Genomic DNA, 19,172 nt, shown 5'->3' with positions numbered 1-19,172 from the left:
AACCATCCTTCCACTGCCGAAAACTTGGCAATTCAACGCTCAATTTTCGGCAGTTTGACATTAAAAGACTACTTTTGAAAGATCCTTCACCCATACGTTCATATCTTCTAATTTATCAAAGATATAGCAGTTGTTTGTCATTCTTCCAGTATACTGATACCCTAATTGATGAAAGGCAGCATTCATTCCATATGATAATGATCGTGCGATCGTATAAGAGCAATAAACTGATTGGCTTACTAAATCCTGTTCCAACTTCTTCATTAGCTCTTTCATCAATCCATGCTTACGATGCTCTTCAAGTGTTGCACAATTTGTTAGCTCGGCATTTCTTTGACTGAAGTCCACTTCAGCAGATGCTGCACTTACAATATTTCCATCTTTCTCATATATCCAATAAATCGTCCCTTCATCCATCGTCTTTTCAACATAAGCAGATTCATTTAAAGGAGTAGGGTATACCTTAAAAACTTGACCATATAATTTAGCAAGTTTAGTTGAGTCATTTTTTTCTGCTCTTCGTAAAACATAATCGTCCGGAATTACTTTTTCTTTTGATCGATCACTTTTTAAAACAGCATCTAAAATATCATCTCCTGCAGCCCAATAAAGACTATTTCTTCTATCCTGGCTAGCATATTTCGTAACAAAAAAGCCATCACTACCTTGAAAATAGCCTTTCAGTGCAGATTCAATCATATACCCTGATTGTAAGAAGGAATATAAATGTTCACTTCTTGCTTTAATAATTAGCTTAGTAAATTTGTATTCTTTTGCTAGTTTTTCTATTCTCTCAATTAGTAGTGATACATTCCCTAAGTAAAAATCAACTCGAATTCGCTCATTAAAATAATCTAAAGCACCTTCGAAATAATAGTTTTCCTGTTGAACTTTAATTGTTTCATAATACTTTTTCGTTTTCATATGCTCCCTCACCTTCATGTTGTTGGCCCTCAACTCCACACCAGTCAATTAATGTACAGGCAATAATTTCTGCAGCTAAAAACATTTGATCTAAATCAATAAATTCATCTGGGTAATGAGCTACTTTTGTCTCCCCAGGTCCAAAAACAATCATTGGAATATTTAAAATTTGTGTAAATAATCCTCCATCAGTTCCCCATGGTGCAGCTTCAACTACTGGGCTTTGTTTCGTTGTTTCAAGATAGTTTCGTTGCAAAGTTTGCACTAATTCACTATCAGCTTCAACAGTACCAGGAACCCATCTTGCTCCAAACCACTCTACTTCTACAGAATTTTCTACGAACCAATCATCAAGATTTTTAATATTATCTATCCAATTCTCAAATTCTAGTTTCGCATCTTCTAATCTCTCATTTGGTGCTACTCCGAATCTTCCTTCTAAAGTCACTAAATCAGAAACAGAAGATGGCCATGTTCCACCATGAATTGTTCCAATATTAATTGGAATCGGAATCGGTACTCCATCATATAACGGATCAGCTATTCGTTCATTTCGTAATTGCTCAAGTTTTTGTATTTGTTGAATGATGAGTACACTTTTTTCGATAGCGCTTACACCTTCGTAACGAGTTCCACCATGTGCTACCTTACCTTTTACCTTAAGACGGAACCACATTGATCCTTGTTGCTTAATGAAAAACTTCATATTTGTTGGTTCAGGGATAATAACACCATCAGCTGTATATCCTCGCAAAATTGTAGCAAGTGTACCTGCACCACCACTCTCTTCTTCGATTACACTTTGAAAATAAACATTACCTTTTAGCGTAATTCCACTTCGTTTTATTGCTTCAATCGCTAAAATTAGCGCAACATTTCCACCTTTCATATCAGTTGCCCCACGCCCATAAAGCTTGTTATCTACAACAGTTGCACTGTAAGGAGGGTACGTCCATTGCTGAATATTTCCTTCTGGAACAACATCTATATGTCCATTTAAGATCATGGACTTTCCTCCGCTCGTTCCTTTAAGCGTAGCGACAATATTAGGACTGCCAGTAAAACTGTCTCTTGTTGAAATAAAATAAGGATGCTCTTTCATTTCTTTTAGATCTGGATCCCATACGTCTAAATCCAATTCAAGTTCTCTCAGTTTTTCAAGGACAATTGCTTGTGCCTTACTCTCATTACCTGACACACTATTTTCCATTACTAGCTGTTTAAGAAGATCAATTGTTTTATCTTTATGATTGCTTATATAATCTTGAATAACTTTTTTGTAATGACTCATCCTCTTCACCCTTTTCTATATAAACATTTTTAAATCTGTACTAATTTCTAGTTTTGCACCAGTTTTTTCAATTACATCCTCTACAGTATATGGACTCATTAGTTCTTTAAGCACTAAAGTATCACCGACTACTTCAATGACAGCCATTTCCGTAATGATTAAATCAACACAAGATTTAGAAGTTAATGGCAAACTACATTCTTTCACAATTTTTGGATTCCCAGCTTTATCGGTGTGATTCATAACGACTATTACTCTTTTAGCCTTTTGAGCTAAATCCATCGCCCCGCCTATTCCTGGTACACGCTTTCCAGGTACAATCCAGTTTGCTAAATCTCCTTTTTCACTAACTTGTAATGCCCCTAGAACCGTTAAATCTAGTAAACCTCTTCGTATAATGCCAAAAGCAGTAGCACTATCAAAATAACTAGCACCTTTTAAAACAGTTATTGGGAAACCACCTGCATTACATAAATTTTCATCTTCTTTCCCTTTTTCAGGACTCGGTCCAATTCCCATAACGCCATTTTCCGCATGGAACATGACATGTACATCTTCCGGTAAGTAATCAGGTACAATGGATGGAATTCCAATGCCTAAGTTTACGATCATTCCGTTTTTTATTTCTTTAGCAGCTCGCATTGCAATTTTTTGACGAAAGTCTATTCCCATGCCCATTTCCAGTTCACTCCTTCTGATGAAATTATGTAATCAACAAACACACCTGGAGTTACGATTTCCTCTGGATTCAACGAGCCAAGTGGAACGATTTCTTCCGCTTCTACAATCGTAATATCTCCTGCCATAGCCATATGAGGATTCATATTCCTTGCACTCTTATCAAAAACCAAATTTCCAAATGGATCAGCTTTCTTTGCAAAAATAATACTGACTTCTGCTTTAAGAGCTTCTTCAACTAGAAATTTTTTACCTTTTACAGTTACTTTCTCTTTACCGTTTTCTGCCATACTATCAAGACCTACATCTACTAAAACTCCTCCAAGCCCCATTCCTCCAGCTCGGATACGCTCTGCTAACGTACCTTGCGGGGAAAATTCTACTTTGAGCTTACCTTCTGTCATTAATTTTCCTGCAAACGGATTCGATCCTATATGAGATGTCACAATTGACTTGATCCTTTCATTCCTTACCATCCTTCCGATACCAATATCCGGAAATCCAGTATCATTACAAATCAAGTGAAGATCTTTAACTCCACTATTAAACAATGTTTGAAGTAAAGTTGGCGGTGAACCGACTCCTCCAAATCCTCCAACCATTAGTGTCATGCCATCTTGAAAAAATTGAAGAATTTGTTCTATTGTTGCTATTTTTTTATAAGTATTCTCAACTAAATTCATATGATTTCCCCCTTAGCTGTATAAGTTAGTTGGGATTGTTCCATTTCCAATTCTTTTAAACCCTCTGTAAGAATTTGAAGTAATTCATCCAGTTCTCCATAGGTAATCGTTAAAGGTGGTGCAATCATGAAAGCTGAATCTTCTTTTCCGTTTTTTCCAGCAACAGAAGGGTATAAAAGTAATCCCTTACTCATTACTTTTTGAATAAAGGAACTTGATTTTATACCAGAAATAAATTCAATCCCGATTAACAAACCTTTTCCTCTAACATCTCCTATAAATGGAAATTTCTCTTTTAATCCTTGAAGCTTATTCAACAGATAATTACCTTTTTCTCCTGCGGCTTGTACTAAATTATGTTTCTCAACATATTCAATAACAGCTAATGAAACAGCGGCTGATAGTGGGTTCGCACTAAACGTATGTCCACTCATTACAAGCTTTGAACCTTGCATAATCGGTTCAATAACTCGATCGCTAGCAATTGTTGCAGCCATTGGTGTATAGCCAGATGTTAATCCTTTTCCAAGCGTAACGATATCAGGCTGAACACCCCAATGCTCCATTGCAAACATTTTCCCGGTACGTCCAAGGCCAGTCATTACCTCGTCTGCAATCAGTAAAATATCGTACTTTTCACAAATAGCTTTAATTCTTTGGTAATAACCTTTAGATGGTACAATCGCGCCACCAGCAGCACCGATAATTGGTTCAGCAATAAATGCTGCAATATGTTCAGGGCCAATTCGATCAATAGCTGTTTCTAATTCAGATGCACACGCTAAATCACAAGATGGATGTTCTAAGTTAAAAGGACATCGATAGCAATATGGTGGTGAAACTGAAGGGTAATCCTCCAAGATTGGTACAAATCTTTGTCGTCTTAAAGGGTGACCCGACATAGATAGCGCTCCAATTGTTATGCCATGGTAGCTCATCCAACGTGAGAGAATTTTATTCTTTCCCTTCATTCCCTTTTCTTGGTAATGCTGAATCGCTAGTTTCATTGCAGTTTCTGTTGCTTCAGTACCACTATTAACAAAGAACGTCCAATTTAAATCACCTTGTGTGATATCACTCAGCTTCTTTGCTAGCTTCTCAGCAGGTTCACTAGTAAACTGTGAACGATAAACGAAAGATACTTGTTTTGCCTGTTCAGTCATAACATCAATAATTTCCTCAACACCATGACCAATTCCTACGGTAATTGCACCAGATGAACCATCAATGTACCGATTACCATCTTTATCAAATAGGTACACACCCTTTCCATGAGAAATCATAGGGTAATGCTGGCCAAGTAATGGTTTAATTAAATAATCTCTTTCCATTTTTCATCCCCACCCTTCCTTATATAAAACGAAAAAAGCCACACTACTAAATATTGGAATTTAAATAGAGGGTATTTTTTAGTATTCTTGCTTTCTGAGATACTTCCTTTTTATTTTTTTACACTTAACCTCTGTATTTAAAAATTTAATTAGCTGTCTTAACTTTTAAACATAAGATTTGTACAGATAGTTGCCCGCCCCAATTGATGGCCAGATACATATCTATATAAAAAATATGTATCGCAATCAGTTGGTGGTGAAGATTAAAAATGGATTTATCAGAGAAAGTTAGAGCTGAAATAGATAGTCTAATAGATAAAATTAAATTGGATCAAAGTGATGATGGATCATGGAGATATTGTTTCGAAAGCGGTCCTATGACAGATGCCTATATGATTATTATTTTAAGAACGATTGAATGTCATGATGAAGAACTAATTAAGAAGCTGGTAAATCGTTTATTAATAAAGCAAGATGTCAGTGGGGCCTGGAAGCTTTTTGATGATGACTTAGGAAATTTATCGGTAACTGTAGAGGCTTACACTGCATTACTGTTCTCGGGTTATATAGAAACTACTGATGAAAAAATGAAGAAAGCAGAAGCGTTCATTCGTCAAAACGGGGGATTAGAGAGTGTACATGTCTCCACAAAATTTATGCTTGCATTACATGAATTGTATCCATGGCCTAGACTTTTTCCAGTCCCTCTCCTTTTAATGAATTCACCAAAATTCTTTCCTTTGTCCTTCTATAAATTTAGTTCTTATGTTCGATTCCACTTTGCTCCACTTTTAATATTAGGACATAAAAGATTTACGATTAAAAATAAATGGACGCCTACAATACAACATTTGTTTACAAGCAATAAATTTAAAGAGATAAGCAAAAAGCGGAAATTCAATTTTAAAATGCCTTTCATTAAATCATTATCCAAAATGGCTGTTAAGAAGGCCGAGCAATATATTTTTCAAAATATTGAAAGGGATGGAACTTTATCTAGTTATGCCAGCGCTACTTTTATTGGAATTTATGCACTTCTTTCATTAGGCTATCAAGTTACTTCTCCTGTCATTCAAAATGCTGTTTTAGGTATAAAATCTTTCCTATTTGAATTGGAAGATTCCCTTCATATCCAAAATTCCCCTTCGACAATATGGGATACAGCACTTACTAGTTACGCATTGCAGGAAGCAGGTGTGCCAATAAATGATGATGCAATAAAGTCTGCTTCTAACTTCTTAGTCTCTCTCCAACATACACTAGTTGAGAATGACCATAGGATTCGTTTAGGTGGATGGGGGTTTTCAGTCAGCAATACTCAAAATCCTGATGTAGATGATACACAAGCAGTCTTAAGAGCAACAACTGATATCTCTTTAATAGAAGACGATTATAGAAAATCTTGGAACGCTGGCGTGAAATGGTTATTTGATATGCAAAATAAGGACGGTGGATGGGCCTCATTTGAAAAAAACAGTAGCAAGTACTTAAAACTCATCTTCCCCATCCAAAATTTTGTTGATACTGCAGTTGATCCATCTACAGCAGATTTAACCGGTCGAACAATCGAATTTCTAGGATCCAAATTAAAATTAAATATGGTTCATCCAAGAATTGAAGATGGGGTTAATTGGTTAATCCATCATCAACACGAAGATGGTTCTTGGTACGGTCGTTGGGGAATTTCATATATTTATGGAACATGGGCCGCAATTACTGGTATGAAATCGGTCGGTATCCCTTCAAGTCACCCTAGCATTCAAAAAGCTAACAACTGGCTACTCAATATAAAAAACGAGGATGGTGGTTGGGGTGAGTCTTGTAAAAGTGACATAGAAAGAAAGTATATCCCACTGTCCTATTCCACAATTGTTCATACATCATGGGTTGTGGATACGCTCATTTCGATCAACGATTATCCTACTAGTGAAATTGAGGATGGAATAGAAAACATTTTAAACTGGTTAAAGGTCCATGATAAGCGATTGACCTATCCAACAGGTGGCGGTTTACCAGGTCATTTTTATATAAATTACCATAGCTATCGGTCTATTTGGCCCTTATTGACTTTAAGTCATTATCTAAAAAAATATGAGACAAGTGACTAATTTGCGATTTCTAGTTAACCGCCTTGTCCTTATTTACTTTGACGGCATATACTACATTGTTGAAAAAACATTTGTGTGTATGTCATTTTAGTTAATGGTTTAAACAATAAAGGAGTGGCTTTATGGGAAATCTTGACCCAAGCTTAATGAGAGAATTTTGTGGTAAAATTTGTGATCCTCGCAAGTTTCCACGCATTTATAGTATTCTTCGATCCTATCGTAAAAATGATTTAAAAAGCCGAGAAGGTGCATGTCATATGATTGACAGACTATCGGATTGTTGTAGTGTATCAATAACTGCGGAACAACGTGAAAACGCAGCTCAATGGTTAATGAATTGTGACGTAAACCCACAAGATCCTGATCACCAAAGAGAAATGTGGAATATGATAAGAAGCAGTAGAAGACGTTCTTGGTTTTAATTAATTTCGGACAGTAATATTTACTATTTTTTCAAATAAATGAGCCTATTAAATTTCTCTTTAGTGCGGACCTAAGGAAAATTTTTTAGGCTCTTTTCATTAATGTATGTAGTGGGGGTAACTTTCCTAATTTTATTTGATATAGAAAGCATTGGATCAATTTTGCTAACTTTGCATTTGAAAGTATCTATTTTAGTGCAAAATTCGGGTTTTAATACCTTAACTTGTATGGGTATTTTTTTATCTAATTTGCGATTCCTAAAGTTTTAATTGCAGTTTTGCAAAAAAATAATTGCGATTTTCGTATTTTATTTGCAGTTCACTGTCTATTTGCACAGCTAGGATTCTTACTTGCGATTTTTTAAGACCTTATATTTGTAGCTTAGACTTTATTCGTATCTACTTTTTTTAATTACATTGTTTATTTACGAAAACAAAAAATAGGACATCCCTAATAAGTTTCCTTTGGGACACCCTATCTTTATCAAAAAATTTCCTCTTTCTTAACCAAGTCCTCGAACCGATAATCCACCGTCACTAGAAATGACTTCACCAGTGATTGCACGTGACTGGTCAGATGCTAAAAGTACATATGCTGCAACATGATCTTCAGGCATTTGTGCTAGTTGAAGTGGATTTCTTCTTTTTATATTGCTTGCTTTTGTATCATTATCCACAGATTTAGTAAAAGTACGTAAAGGTGGGATGACAGTTAGTGCTGTTAAAGTCCCTCCTGGCGCTACTGCATTTACTCGTATATTTGGTGCTAGTTCAAAAGCAAGTTGACGCATTAATCCGATTTGAGCATGCTTACTAGCCGTGTACCAAACTCCACCACCGTCTGGGTAGAAGCTTGCACCAGATACTGTAAAAATAATATTACCATTTGTTTTTTGTAATTCCTCTAAAGCTGCTTTTGCACCAAAAAAAGATCCTTTTACGTTTATATTTAAAAGGTAATCATATGCATCTGATAGGGCCTCTGGTGTCACATCAGCGAATTTTGCAAAACCATCGAAAACGCCTGCATTTGCAATAAATACATCTAGTTTACCAAACTGTTCAACAGTCGCTTTTACAGCTCGCTCATTGTCTTCATATTTGCTTACGTCACCTTGAATAATAAGGAGATTGTCATTAAATTCTTCTTTCATTTGCTCTAGTGTTTCAAGTGAGCGACCGATAATACTTACCTTTGCTCCTTCTTGAATGAATCGTCTTGTAACGGCTGCTCCTATACCAGAAGCGCCTCCTGTAATTAACACTACCTTATCTTTTAATAACATTACTTAGCCTCCTTTTTCTTCTATTAAACAAAGATTGCAAGATTTCTAGTATTAATTGTAGTTTGATCTACAATAAATACCCTCTTGGAAAGCTTCCACTTCCCATCTTCATATGTAAACTCATCATGACGTTCTCCAGAAATTAGATCATGGTGAATATCTGTGCTGCGGCTACGGTAAATCAGTAAGTAACTATTAACTACTGCCTTCTCTTCTTTAACTAGCTCTTTTACGCTAACATTGCTTACAAAACGGCGGGTTCTTGAAGGGGGAATTTCAGCCCAAGCATAGTCAGTTTTCAATCGATCTACCCGAAGCTTTAATAATTCTATATCATCATTAAAAGTAAACATCTCGGTAGAATAGTCTGGGCGCTCTGTTCCTTCTTTATTTACGCGCACAGGCATTTGATAGATTAAATTCGAATGCATTAAACTAAACCAATCATCAAATTCAATATCATCAAGTAATTTTGCTTCATCTATTAACCACTGTTCAAATTCTAATTTCGTTAATAATTTTTCAACATTCATTTTTCTTCCTCCCCCCTTTGTTACTTTGTCATTAATTCAAGCCAATACTGATAAAAATTACGTTGGCTCGCTTCTGTAAATTTATCATCATAGGCTACCCCAGGTCCGATAAAATCGACAGGTTCACGATGTAGTCCCATTGTATAGTTGTAAGTTAAATTCTTTTGAAATGGCATTGGACCTTGAGCTGCTTCCGTTATGTCTGTGAATACTTCAGTATCATCTTGTTCAAAAATACCAGATGGACTAAACGTTAAGATAAAGGAATCTCTTGATCGGTTTTTCCATTCCTGAGAAGCATTTTTTTCTACTAACAACCATGCAATTACTTCCATTTTATTGTGACTAATTGGTCTCCACATTCTAATTGAAGTATTCGAAATTAATTCGCCTTTAACTTTTGTGTGAGATATTAAAAATGACATATTCGGAAAAGCATTGCCAATCATATTTTTTAAGTTTGATAGAACTTCATATTGTTCTTCTGACAAGTTACTTTTATACTCATCCTTCAATTCTTCAGGAAAAGCAAAGTCTGGGTTTGGTGTTCCAAGGTTTAATCCGTGTCCGTTTTCAGTATGTATTTGAAAACCGCGCTTCGAGTATGTTGCATTTGGGACCATGCCTAATTTTGCAATTGAACCGTGAGTAACCATCGTGTGGTATGAATCACCTACAAAGTTATCAGAACCGACCTTCCAGTTTGATTTAACAATAAATCGTTGCGGGGCTCCAATTACTTCCATCTCAGCACGTCCTACTACGATATCTAAATACCACTTAAAATCGCCGAGAAACTCTTCAAGAGGTTCTGCATTTTCGTCCCAGTTTCCAAATAAAAGTCCTTTAAATGATTCTAGTTTCACTTGGTGAAGACCCATTTTTGATCGGTCAAGTCTCTCGCCATAAATATCTTTTTGAAGCGGTACTCCAACAAGTTCACCTGTGTTTTTAAAGTTAAATCCGTGATATGGACATGTAAATAAAGTCTTGTTTCCTTTATCAGCACGGCACAGCTTCATACCACGGTGTGTACACATATTGTAAAATGCATTGATTTCTCCCATACTTTCACGTGAGATAATGATTGAATATCCTGCAAGCTCGCGAGTCATAAAGTCCCCTGGATTAGGAATTTCGGATTCATGCCCAAGAAAAACCCATGTTTTTAAAAATACTTTTTCATGTTCTAATTCGTAAACGGCTTTATCACCTAGAAGATATGCAGGAATGACTCCTTCATCTGGTTTGACGGTTTCGTTTAAGTAATTTACTAGTTGCTCTTTTAATAATTCATCTAAAGTTTTTTCTGTTTTAATCATGCACAGCACTCTCCCTTCCTATTTTGACTATCTACCCAACTTGTACATACTTATCCTTGTTTTGTAACGTTGCCAAAACACTTAATGCTGCTAAATAACTTGTTTTAGGATTATTTGGCATTGGATCATTTTCGATTTCAAGTTTAAGTTTTCCAAACGCACCAGATGCTTCAATTAAATGACTATTTTTTATCACAATTGGATCAGCAATAATTTTCACTTTTGTATTGTTAGCACCAAGTCCAGCTAAGGATAATACAATTGCCACATTAATATTTCTTGGGTATAGCTTAATTGCTTCAGCTGCAGAGCCTTCAAACAATATCGTTTCTTTATCTAGCACTTCTTTTGATAATGCTCCAGGTGGTTTTCTAGTTGTAATTGAAACAGCCTCTAGACCACCCACAGCTTTTGCTGACTTTAAAATATCCAATCCACCGATTGCTCCTGAAGGTAAGAAAACATTTACATCTTTTGTTGTACAAACCTCTCGAATTTCTTCTTCAAAAGTGAAATCAGCCATGACTCCAATGCTACTTAACAATAAGTCTTTCCCACCTTCAAGAACTTTTATAGCGTACTCCTTTGCAGCTTCAACTGTAGCAGCTTCAATGACCAAATCTACATCTGAAAGAAGTAGCGCCTCTACACTTTGATAAGCTTCCGTTTCAAATTCTTTAGCAAGTTGAACGCCTGACTCTTCGCAACGCGTATAAATTGAAACAATCTTTCCACCTGCTAACATTCCATCTTTATTAATTGCTTGAAGAAGGAACTGGCCAATATTCCCACAGCCGATTAGACCTAGTTTCATGCCTATTCACCATCCTTAATTTGCAAATCCGTATGAATCTGCAAAGAATTCCAATCCACAGTGTCTCGTTTCCCTTGAAACACCACTCTCTTTTAACCCTGGGAAATCTAATGCTAAATCATTAAAGATGGTATGATTATTATGAAAAACTGCGCCTGCCTCTAATCGATCTGCCATTTCAACTGCCAATTCTTCATTTTCAGTCCAAACAGAAGCTCTTAAACCAAATTCACTATCATTTGCTAGTTTGATCACTTCGTCAATAGTTGAAAAAGGTAGAATAGGAATTACTGGTCCGAATTGTTCTGCACGAACGATCTCACTTTGCTGATCAACACCTGTTACGATTGTTGGTAAGATGTAGTATCCTTGATCCCACTTTTCAGGATTCAGTTGAATTCCAGCTGTTATTACATTTGCACCTGCTTTTTCAGTACGCTCGATCAATCCATTAACATAGTCATACTGAGCTTTATTATTTAATGGGCCCATAGTCACATCAGGTTGAATACCATCACCTACAACAATACGGTCAAATTCTTTTTTCAGTTTTTTTACTAATTCAACATATCTAGATTCTTGTACATATATACGCTTAATTGCCGAACATACTTGGCCAGCCGCTTTTAAAATACTCATTCTTAATCGTTTAATAGCTTCTTCATCTAAGTTTGCATCTTCTAAAATAATCGCTGGGTCATTCCCACCAAGCTCCATATATACTTTTTGAAGATTTCCAGAGGACTTTTTCATAATATCTTTACCTGTTTGTGTACTTCCGACAAAAGCAATCGTACGAACTCGTGAAACGGAACAAAGCTTGTCACCAATCATTTTTCCTGAACCTGTTACAATATTAATTACACCAGGCGGAAAATGTTCAGCCACCACTTTTAAACAAGCCATAATGGTAAGCGGACAATTTGTCGCAGGTTTCACGACAACTGTATTACCTGCTAAAATAGCAGGAATTACTCGTTTAAATGTTAAAATCATAGGAGAGTTCCAAGGAGTAATTACTGCAGTAACCCCTCTAGCTCTTCTTCTTACTTGAACTTTTTGATTTCCTGGAAGTATTTCTGGACTCCACCATTTAAGTAGTTCATCCGCTCCACCATTCATTACTTCAACACAGCGTAATAAGTCTTTTTTAGCTTCTACTAGTGTTTTTCCATTTTCACGAACAAATAATGAAACATTTTCTTCAATGATTTTAGAAAGTTCCTGCGCTGCCGCTTTCATTCTTTCTACACGGTCCTGAATCTCACTTTGTGACCAAAGTTTAAATGCATTCGATGCTGCATTAATTGCTTCGTTTACGATTTCCTCAGTACATAATGCAACTTTACCAATTACTTCCGACTTATTTGCAGGATTAATAATATTTGATGTTTCCTTACTTTCTTTCCATTCACCATTTATGAGATATCTCCCTGATACAACTGGATATGTCGAAATCATATTGAATCTCCTTTATAATTTTTTTGGCTTAAAGCTTTCAGCTGCTCCTGGAGGTCCACCAAAAGGTTTTGCCATAGGTCCAACTGCTTCCATATCTACAACGATCATTGTTGGCTTTCTTCTTTCACTTGCCTTCTTTAGTTCATTAACAAATTCGTCTCCTGATCCAATACGTGCTGCCTCAAAATGCATTGACTCAGCTAGTTTTACAAAATCAGGACTTAATAAATTCACTGCTACTTGGCGACCGTATGCCGCTTCCTGAATATTACGAAGAACCCCATAGCCAGAATCGTCAAATAACACAACAATAATAGGAAGATTTTCTTCAGCTGCAGTCACCATTTCACCTACATTAACCATAAACCCACCATCTCCAGCCATTAATACGACCGTTTGATGAGGACAACCCAATTGAGCTCCTATAGCTGTAGGAAGACCTTGACCGATTCCGCCACCGGATGCGTGAATAGATGTTCTCGGTTCATAAATATCGAATATTCTACTTCCCCATACATTTGCTTGTACTGTCACATCTCGAACTAAAATCGTATCTCTCGGTAAAATCTCTCTCATACCATCTACAAACTGTTCAAACGGACCAAGTGTTTTACGAAGTTGTCCCCGCACTTCATTTCTTAGTGAACGTACTTCTTCTATATAAGAAGGTAAAACCGAAATAGACTTTTCATCGATTTTATTTATTAAAGCCGATAAAATATCTTTTGCATCTCCGACTAACCCAACTGTTGCTTTATAATTTCGATTAATTGCATTAAAATCTGCATCAATCGAAATATGTTCTTCTGGGACAGGGACTTTCCAGTTAGAAGTTTCATTTCCTCTGAAACGTACACCTACGCTAATCAATAAATCTGCATTTCTCAAAAACTCTTTTGTCGACTCATTGGCTGCAAAATGCCCTATACATTGCTCATGATCCTCTGGTATTGAACCTTTTCCAGATTGACTTGTAATGACAGCAGCTCCAAGAATTTCCGCTAAATTTGTTAACTCTTTTGAGGCATTGGCAGAAATAACACCGCCACCTGCCCAAATAACTGGACGACATGCTTCTGAAATTTTTGAAATTGCGATTTCTGGTATAACGGTAGTTAGTTGCGGTTTAAAAACATCTACCTGTACTTTATCGATTGAAACGTCCTCGATAATTGCTGATTGAAAGTCGATTGGAATTTCTAAGCTAACTGGTCCTGTTGGAGCAGTTAATGCTTCTTCAATTGCTTTTCTTACTACACCAGCTGTTTGTTCTGGTCGTCTAAGCCTTACAGCATTTTTACAAGCACCGCTCATCATTGACAGCTGGTCTTTACATTCATGTATGTACCCTTTACCTGTACCAAGATAAGGTGATGCTACTTCTCCAGTCAGATGAAGTAGTGGTACCCCAGCTGCCCATGCTTCTACTAATGAACCAGCAGCGTTTCCAGCTCCTGTTCCTGTACTAGTAATAACTACACCTAATTTTCCTGTCGCACGTGCATAGCCATCTGCCATATTTACTGCTCCACTTTCGCCTCGTGAACAGATCAGCTTGATACTTCCATCCCTTAGAATCGCGTCATAGATGGGCATATTGTGAATACTTACGATTCCAAAAGCGACTTCTACACCTGCTTGAACTAACTCTTTTACGACGGCATCCGCAGTAGTAAATACGATTTCTTCTTGATTTTTCATCTTAGTATCCTACCTTTGTCTAATAATTTATTTAAAGTGCTTTCCCGATTGCACCTGCAGTTTCAATTGTAGAACCAGCTACATAACTCGCTTTGTCTGAAGCAAGAAAAACAATTACACTAGCAACTTCTTCCGCTTCACCTATACGACCTAGTGGAATATTTCTTTTTATCGCAAGATCTTTATAATATTCCTCGGGATCCATATCAGGAGCATTCTTCATCCTTCTACGTTCCCATTGATCTGTCCGAATTAATCCAAGACTAACTGAATTGACTAAAATATTGTCAGATGCTAATTCTTGAGACAATGTTTTACTTAAATTTAAAAGTCCTGCGCGGGTTGCTGCGGTTGCTACCATATGACGCTCAGGCTCTTTTGCTAGAGTTGCATTTATATTAATAATTCGGCCACCTCCTCTTTTCACTAAATAAGGATGAGTTGCACGAACTGCATAAATAATTGCGAAATACTTTAATTGAATTTGTTCCTGCCACTGTTCATCAGTAATATCGAAAAAATGCCCCATAACACTTTGACCAGCTGCATTCACTAACGTATCAATTCCACCAAACTTTTCTGCTGTTTGTTGAATAAACGAATTAACTTCCCCTTTTGATGTAACATCACACGTCGCAGCAAATAGATCTTCGCTTTTGCCATATGTGAGTAAATGCTTTAATGCTTTATCTGCGCGCTCTTTGCTTCTTCCACAAATTGCTACTTTAGCACCTTCACCTAAAAATAATTCAGCTGTCTTCAGTCCAACACCAGAGGTGCCACCCATAATTACTGCAACTTTTCCCTTTAACCCAAGATCCATTCCGTCACCCCTTATTAAAGTTTTCATGGTTCGTATTCCCTATAGCATTTTTATTTAAACTTTTTATCGTACTATAACTGTTGTATCTACCCAGCCATTATCTGGCTCTCCGCCCATCGCTTTACGAGCTTCTGGTTTTGGTGGACCAGCAATTCCCCATTGATCCATTAGATGTGGCACGCGTTTCCAAACTCGCGCTCTCCACTCAGCCTCATCTTCAATTGTTTCAAGATAACATGTATATTCCATGACAAATCCACCGAGATCTTGAAAATAACAAAAGATATTATTACCAGGACCATGTCGACCTGGACCCCATAACTCACTTAATCCGGCTTTCCTAACATTACTAATGCCTCGCATCAGTTCATCCACCGAATCAACTTCGTAAGCAATATGATTAACTGAAGCGTGTGCATCTTGGTTAAATGCAATCGAGTGATGTTTTCGATTACACCTTAAGAAGGACATTTGGTGCTCACTCCAATCCGTCACTTTGAATCCAAGCACATCAGTATAAAACTCCACAATCATATCTAAATCTGTTGTGTTCATAACTACATGGTTTAATTTCACGGGATCAACGTTTTTATTAGTCCAAATCGATGTTTGAACCTCTACCCAAGCGGAAAGTTCAATTACACGGTTTTCTGGATCAACAAATCGAAGTCCATATCCTCCACCAGCTTCATCCAAATAACCGGGCTCTTCAACAATATGTACACCTTTTGAATGTAAAATTTCCGCTGCACGATCAACTGCATTTTTATCGACCATTCCAAATGCGATATGATGCAAACCGCATTTATCACCTTTTCGAAGGCTTAGTATATGATGCTCAGGTCCTGCCCCTCGAAAATAAGCAATCTTGTCATCCGAAGCATTTACACGATCTAAACCCCAAACTTTTTCGTAAAAGTTCACTTGTTCCTCAAAGTTTGGTGTGATCAAACTTATATGTCTTAAATGAGTAATTCCTAGCACCAACAATCCCTCCCATTTATTTATATAAAGCGCTTTCTTTTATTAACTCTATTGAAAAAGGCAGCTGCAATTTATTTCAAAATGCAGCTGACCCTTTTTCAATTTTTTTAATTAACCTTTGATGATCGCTTCTCTTTCTTTAGCACGTTGTTTACGAAGTTCTTCAAGCGCGCTACCTTCTGGATAGGTTGGAAGGTTTGGTTTCACTGCGCCAAGCATAACTAACATACGCGCTTCAGTATCTCCATCATTTCTAATTCCTCGATGAACACCAGGAGGAGAACTGATACAATCTCTAGCTTTTAATTTAATTTCATGTACTTCATCTTTACCAACTTCTTGAATTAAAGCAGTAACTTCTCCCTCAAGAATAAAAAATACTTCTTCTACATCATCGTGTAGATGTAAAGGTCCGATACAGCCAGGAGGTAGAACCATTGTACTTAATGTAAAATGTTCTGCTGTAATTACATTTGAATCATTATTCGCTGTCGCACCACGTCCAATATAACGCATTTGAGCACGCTTATATCTCGGATCAATTTCCTCTTGAAACTTTAAAACATTCCAATCTAGCGTACGGTCTTCTAAGCGAGCCACGTATTTTTTTTCAAATTCTTTAACTGAAAAAGTTTCATTTGTCATTTTTAAAATCCTCCCTGTATTGTTGTTCTTTTTAAACAAAATGTTTTGTATCGAGCACTTGCTATGTTTTATATACAAAACAATGTTTTATCTATAAAATAATTCTAGGATGAATTATTCTTTGTGTCAACATAGTTTTTAGAAAATTTTGATATGTCACAAGAGTTAAATATAAAAAAACACTGTATTTTCAAGGTTTATAACTTGTTTTTTTTGCAAAAAAAATATGGATTCCCTTAGTTTGGGAACCCATATTTTTAACTTTAACTATTTTACCTGATTTGAAACTCTGCCATTGTAACCCATATAGTTTGATAGTAAAACAGAGACATCTAGAAGTTTAGGCAATGCAACTTTATTCATGAAATCTTCCTGATAAGATAATTCAGTCGCTACGATATTCAGTGCTGCCAATACTTTTCCTGTTCTACCGTAAATAGGTGCAGCGATTGAATGAATACCTTGGTGAAATTCTCCACTAGTCATTGAATAGCCATTTTGGCGTATTTTATCTAATTGATCCATAAACTCTCCAGGCGTCGTTAACGTTTTATCTGTATAAGGTGTTAAATTTGTAACTTGGAATAGTTGCATAAGACTTTCCTTTGGCTCGTATGCAAGAAGTAGCTTTCCATTTGCAGTTGCATGAGCTGGTAGTCTTAAACCAATATTGACATTGACTGCCGATACCCCTCTAACTGGTGCACTCCCAACATAAACTACTTCATGTCCATCTAAAATTGACAAATGACAAGAAGCACCTATTTCATCACGTAATGATTCCATATAAGGTTGTGCAATTTCAGGTATTTTCAAGCTATTTATATAACTAAAACCTAATTCAAGAACTTTAGGAGTTAACGAATATTGTTTCGTATTTTCATCCTGTGTTAAGTAACCAATCGACTGCAGAGTATAAAGTAATCGATAAGGTACTGTTCTGCTTACCCCTAACTTTTTTGCAATCTCTGAAAGTGACAAACTAGGATGTTCCTCATTAAAAAGCTTAATAATTTCTAATCCTCTAACTAAAGAATTAGCGCTATATTTTTCTTTTTCTACATTATCCATCGAGCAAACCTCTCCTAATACAATAGATTCAATTCTACTTTTGACTTATCGGTTGTTTCTTTAAAAAGTTTAACACGGATTGATTAAATAGTTTAGGATCTTCTTGATAGCATAAATGTCCTGTATTTGGAACGATAACAAATTCTGAATTTGGAATCAACTCGTGAAATATTTGTGATTCACTTACTGGAGTTACTTGGTCTAACTCCCCACACATAACAAGTGTTGGAACAGATATTGAAGACAGAATCTCCATTTGGTTTAAGTTCGATAATGAGTAGGAAACAGAACGGTAACCAGATAGACGAACTTGTGACATTATACGTTCTGCCTCTTTTATAACCTCAGGTGATGCATTTGGTGCAAGTAATGCTTTTACTCTTTTTCTTGCTAGTTCAGAAGGATGTAGATTTTCAATAGAGTTTAATCTATTTTGAAGTTTTTTCTCGTTTTCTTCTCTACTTAACCCAGCTGCTCCACGTGTTGCATCTGAAATAATTAACGCATCGACTATATGTGGAAAACGATTCGTAAAATCAATTGCAATTGCCGATCCCATTGAATGACCCAGCAAATAGATAGAATCTAACCCTAGACTATCCAAAAACTCTTTAAGAACATTAGCAAACTCGGAAAATTCATGGAACTCCTCTTTTAGATCAGAACTTCCACCATAACCTGGAGCATCCCAAACGATTACTCTATAATGATCCTTCAATTCATCTAATTGTTGCTTCCATGACTGAGAATTGTTTCCTAAACCATGTAGAATTACAAGGGCTTGTCCTTCACCAGATTCTTGAAAATGAATCGATAACTCTTTTAAATGACTAATTGGCATCCACAGTACCTCCACTCTATTTTTTTACACAAAATCTACAAACCTGAATATCACATAATGCTTCAAAAACATTGTGTTTCATATAAAAAACATGTTTTTCAACTTGAATTATAGATTTGTCAGAATTTAATGTCAATAACTCAATTTTTCCAATGGATAGACAAATATAGATAAGTGCATTCGAACATAAAACTGGAAAATTTTTCTGTAAAATCACAATTGACAAACTTTTCAAATTATTTTATCTTTAAAAG

At 36.2% G+C, this 19,172-nt stretch carries 18 protein-coding genes; 2 read left to right on the top strand and 16 right to left on the bottom strand.

All coding sequences use genetic code 11. The features are described 5' to 3' along the window. Nucleotides 1-60: 60 nt before the first annotated feature. The 5 genes from ablB to CN514_RS02580 are packed head-to-tail and all read right to left on the bottom strand — an operon-like array spanning nt 61 to nt 4,907. A complete protein-coding gene (ablB, locus tag CN514_RS02600) occupies nt 61-924 on the bottom strand; it encodes a putative beta-lysine N-acetyltransferase (protein WP_098231248.1) in 864 nt (287 codons plus the stop codon). Beyond that, nucleotides 902-2,215, bottom strand: a complete 1,314-nt coding sequence (locus tag CN514_RS02595) for a peptidase (protein WP_098231247.1) — start codon at nt 2,213-2,215, stop codon at nt 902-904. The genes ablB and CN514_RS02595 overlap by 23 nt, the downstream gene beginning before the upstream one ends. Nucleotides 2,216-2,230: 15 nt before the next feature. Continuing rightward, the gene (locus CN514_RS02590) at nt 2,231-2,893 is read right to left on the bottom strand and encodes a 3-oxoacid CoA-transferase subunit B (protein ID WP_098231246.1); all 663 of its coding nucleotides are present in this window, start codon (nt 2,891-2,893) and stop codon (nt 2,231-2,233) included. Further along, nucleotides 2,878-3,576, bottom strand: coding sequence for a CoA transferase subunit A (locus CN514_RS02585; RefSeq protein ID WP_098231245.1), 699 nt, complete (start codon nt 3,574-3,576; stop codon nt 2,878-2,880). The genes CN514_RS02590 and CN514_RS02585 overlap by 16 nt, the downstream gene beginning before the upstream one ends. Then, nucleotides 3,573-4,907, bottom strand: coding sequence for an aspartate aminotransferase family protein (locus CN514_RS02580; protein WP_098231244.1), 1,335 nt, complete (start codon nt 4,905-4,907; stop codon nt 3,573-3,575). Before CN514_RS02580 ends, CN514_RS02585 begins: the two co-directional genes overlap by 4 nt. 269 nt (nt 4,908-5,176) lie before the next feature. Between CN514_RS02580 and CN514_RS02575 the strand changes: the two genes are divergently transcribed. Together CN514_RS02575 and CN514_RS02570 are read left to right on the top strand one after the other, a co-directional pair. Further along, nucleotides 5,177-7,015 carry a terpene cyclase/mutase family protein gene (locus tag CN514_RS02575; RefSeq protein ID WP_098231243.1) on the top strand — a complete coding sequence of 613 codons (1,839 nt, stop codon included), beginning with the start codon at nt 5,177-5,179 and terminating at the stop codon, nt 7,013-7,015. Nucleotides 7,016-7,137: 122 nt separating this feature from the next. Next, complete coding sequence (locus tag CN514_RS02570) at nt 7,138-7,437, top strand: hypothetical protein (protein WP_098231242.1); 300 nt, start codon at nt 7,138-7,140, stop codon at nt 7,435-7,437. Between the two features lie 503 nt (nt 7,438-7,940). On the opposite strand, the gene CN514_RS02565 is transcribed toward CN514_RS02570, so the two are convergent. The 11 genes from CN514_RS02565 to CN514_RS02515 form a co-directional block, all read right to left on the bottom strand. After that, on the bottom strand, nt 7,941-8,723 hold the full coding sequence (locus CN514_RS02565; protein ID WP_098231241.1) for an SDR family NAD(P)-dependent oxidoreductase: 783 nt from the start codon (nt 8,721-8,723) through the stop codon (nt 7,941-7,943). A gap of 23 nt (nt 8,724-8,746) precedes the next feature. After that, on the bottom strand, nt 8,747-9,256 hold the full coding sequence (locus CN514_RS02560; RefSeq protein ID WP_098231240.1) for an aromatic-ring-hydroxylating dioxygenase subunit beta: 510 nt from the start codon (nt 9,254-9,256) through the stop codon (nt 8,747-8,749). Between the two features lie 20 nt (nt 9,257-9,276). After that, the gene (locus CN514_RS02555; RefSeq protein ID WP_098231239.1) at nt 9,277-10,578 is read right to left on the bottom strand and encodes an aromatic ring-hydroxylating oxygenase subunit alpha; all 1,302 of its coding nucleotides are present in this window, start codon (nt 10,576-10,578) and stop codon (nt 9,277-9,279) included. A 31-nt stretch (nt 10,579-10,609) separates the two neighbouring features. Continuing rightward, on the bottom strand, nt 10,610-11,392 hold the full coding sequence (nadX, locus tag CN514_RS02550) for an aspartate dehydrogenase (protein WP_098231238.1): 783 nt from the start codon (nt 11,390-11,392) through the stop codon (nt 10,610-10,612). Nucleotides 11,393-11,407: 15 nt separating this feature from the next. After that, the gene (locus CN514_RS02545; protein ID WP_098231237.1) at nt 11,408-12,853 is read right to left on the bottom strand and encodes an aldehyde dehydrogenase family protein; all 1,446 of its coding nucleotides are present in this window, start codon (nt 12,851-12,853) and stop codon (nt 11,408-11,410) included. Between the two features lie 12 nt (nt 12,854-12,865). Next, nucleotides 12,866-14,554 (bottom strand): thiamine pyrophosphate-binding protein, encoded by a 1,689-nt coding sequence (locus CN514_RS02540; RefSeq protein WP_098231236.1) that lies wholly within the window; start codon nt 14,552-14,554, stop codon nt 12,866-12,868. 31 nt (nt 14,555-14,585) lie between these two features. Next, nucleotides 14,586-15,404, bottom strand: coding sequence for an SDR family oxidoreductase (locus CN514_RS02535; protein WP_286141513.1), 819 nt, complete (start codon nt 15,402-15,404; stop codon nt 14,586-14,588). Between the two features lie 36 nt (nt 15,405-15,440). Beyond that, complete coding sequence (locus tag CN514_RS02530) at nt 15,441-16,361, bottom strand: VOC family protein (RefSeq protein ID WP_098231234.1); 921 nt, start codon at nt 16,359-16,361, stop codon at nt 15,441-15,443. A gap of 111 nt (nt 16,362-16,472) precedes the next feature. Next, a complete protein-coding gene (locus CN514_RS02525) occupies nt 16,473-17,006 on the bottom strand; it encodes a cupin domain-containing protein (RefSeq protein WP_098231233.1) in 534 nt (177 codons plus the stop codon). Between the two features lie 267 nt (nt 17,007-17,273). Continuing rightward, on the bottom strand, nt 17,274-18,077 hold the full coding sequence (locus CN514_RS02520) for an IclR family transcriptional regulator (protein WP_097974016.1): 804 nt from the start codon (nt 18,075-18,077) through the stop codon (nt 17,274-17,276). 34 nt (nt 18,078-18,111) lie between these two features. Next, nucleotides 18,112-18,918: an alpha/beta fold hydrolase gene (locus CN514_RS02515; protein ID WP_098231232.1), complete on the bottom strand. Its 807-nt coding sequence runs from the start codon at nt 18,916-18,918 to the stop codon at nt 18,112-18,114. Between the last annotated feature and the right edge of the window lie 254 nt (nt 18,919-19,172).

The sequence above is a fragment of the Bacillus sp. AFS001701 genome (assembly GCF_002559405.1).
Lineage (GTDB): Bacteria > Bacillota > Bacilli > Bacillales > Bacillaceae_G > Gottfriedia.
This window is presented reverse-complemented; position numbering and strand designations above follow the sequence as displayed.

Coding starts and splice junctions, on each gene's coding strand:
- ablB (WP_098231248.1), bottom strand. CDS start 924: ATGAAAACGAAAAAGTATTATGAAACAATTAAAGTTCAACAGGAAAAC.
- CN514_RS02595 (WP_098231247.1), bottom strand. CDS start 2,215: ATGAGTCATTACAAAAAAGTTATTCAAGATTATATAAGCAATCATAAA.
- CN514_RS02590 (WP_098231246.1), bottom strand. CDS start 2,893: ATGGGCATGGGAATAGACTTTCGTCAAAAAATTGCAATGCGAGCTGCT.
- CN514_RS02585 (WP_098231245.1), bottom strand. CDS start 3,576: ATGAATTTAGTTGAGAATACTTATAAAAAAATAGCAACAATAGAACAA.
- CN514_RS02580 (WP_098231244.1), bottom strand. CDS start 4,907: ATGGAAAGAGATTATTTAATTAAACCATTACTTGGCCAGCATTACCCT.
- CN514_RS02575 (WP_098231243.1), top strand. CDS start 5,177: ATGGATTTATCAGAGAAAGTTAGAGCTGAAATAGATAGTCTAATAGAT.
- CN514_RS02570 (WP_098231242.1), top strand. CDS start 7,138: ATGGGAAATCTTGACCCAAGCTTAATGAGAGAATTTTGTGGTAAAATT.
- CN514_RS02565 (WP_098231241.1), bottom strand. CDS start 8,723: ATGTTATTAAAAGATAAGGTAGTGTTAATTACAGGAGGCGCTTCTGGT.
- CN514_RS02560 (WP_098231240.1), bottom strand. CDS start 9,256: ATGAATGTTGAAAAATTATTAACGAAATTAGAATTTGAACAGTGGTTA.
- CN514_RS02555 (WP_098231239.1), bottom strand. CDS start 10,578: ATGATTAAAACAGAAAAAACTTTAGATGAATTATTAAAAGAGCAACTA.
- nadX (WP_098231238.1), bottom strand. CDS start 11,392: ATGAAACTAGGTCTAATCGGCTGTGGGAATATTGGCCAGTTCCTTCTT.
- CN514_RS02545 (WP_098231237.1), bottom strand. CDS start 12,853: ATGATTTCGACATATCCAGTTGTATCAGGGAGATATCTCATAAATGGT.
- CN514_RS02540 (WP_098231236.1), bottom strand. CDS start 14,554: ATGAAAAATCAAGAAGAAATCGTATTTACTACTGCGGATGCCGTCGTA.
- CN514_RS02535 (WP_286141513.1), bottom strand. CDS start 15,404: ATGAAAACTTTAATAAGGGGTGACGGAATGGATCTTGGGTTAAAGGGA.
- CN514_RS02525 (WP_098231233.1), bottom strand. CDS start 17,006: ATGACAAATGAAACTTTTTCAGTTAAAGAATTTGAAAAAAAATACGTG.
- CN514_RS02520 (WP_097974016.1), bottom strand. CDS start 18,077: ATGGATAATGTAGAAAAAGAAAAATATAGCGCTAATTCTTTAGTTAGA.
- CN514_RS02515 (WP_098231232.1), bottom strand. CDS start 18,918: ATGCCAATTAGTCATTTAAAAGAGTTATCGATTCATTTTCAAGAATCT.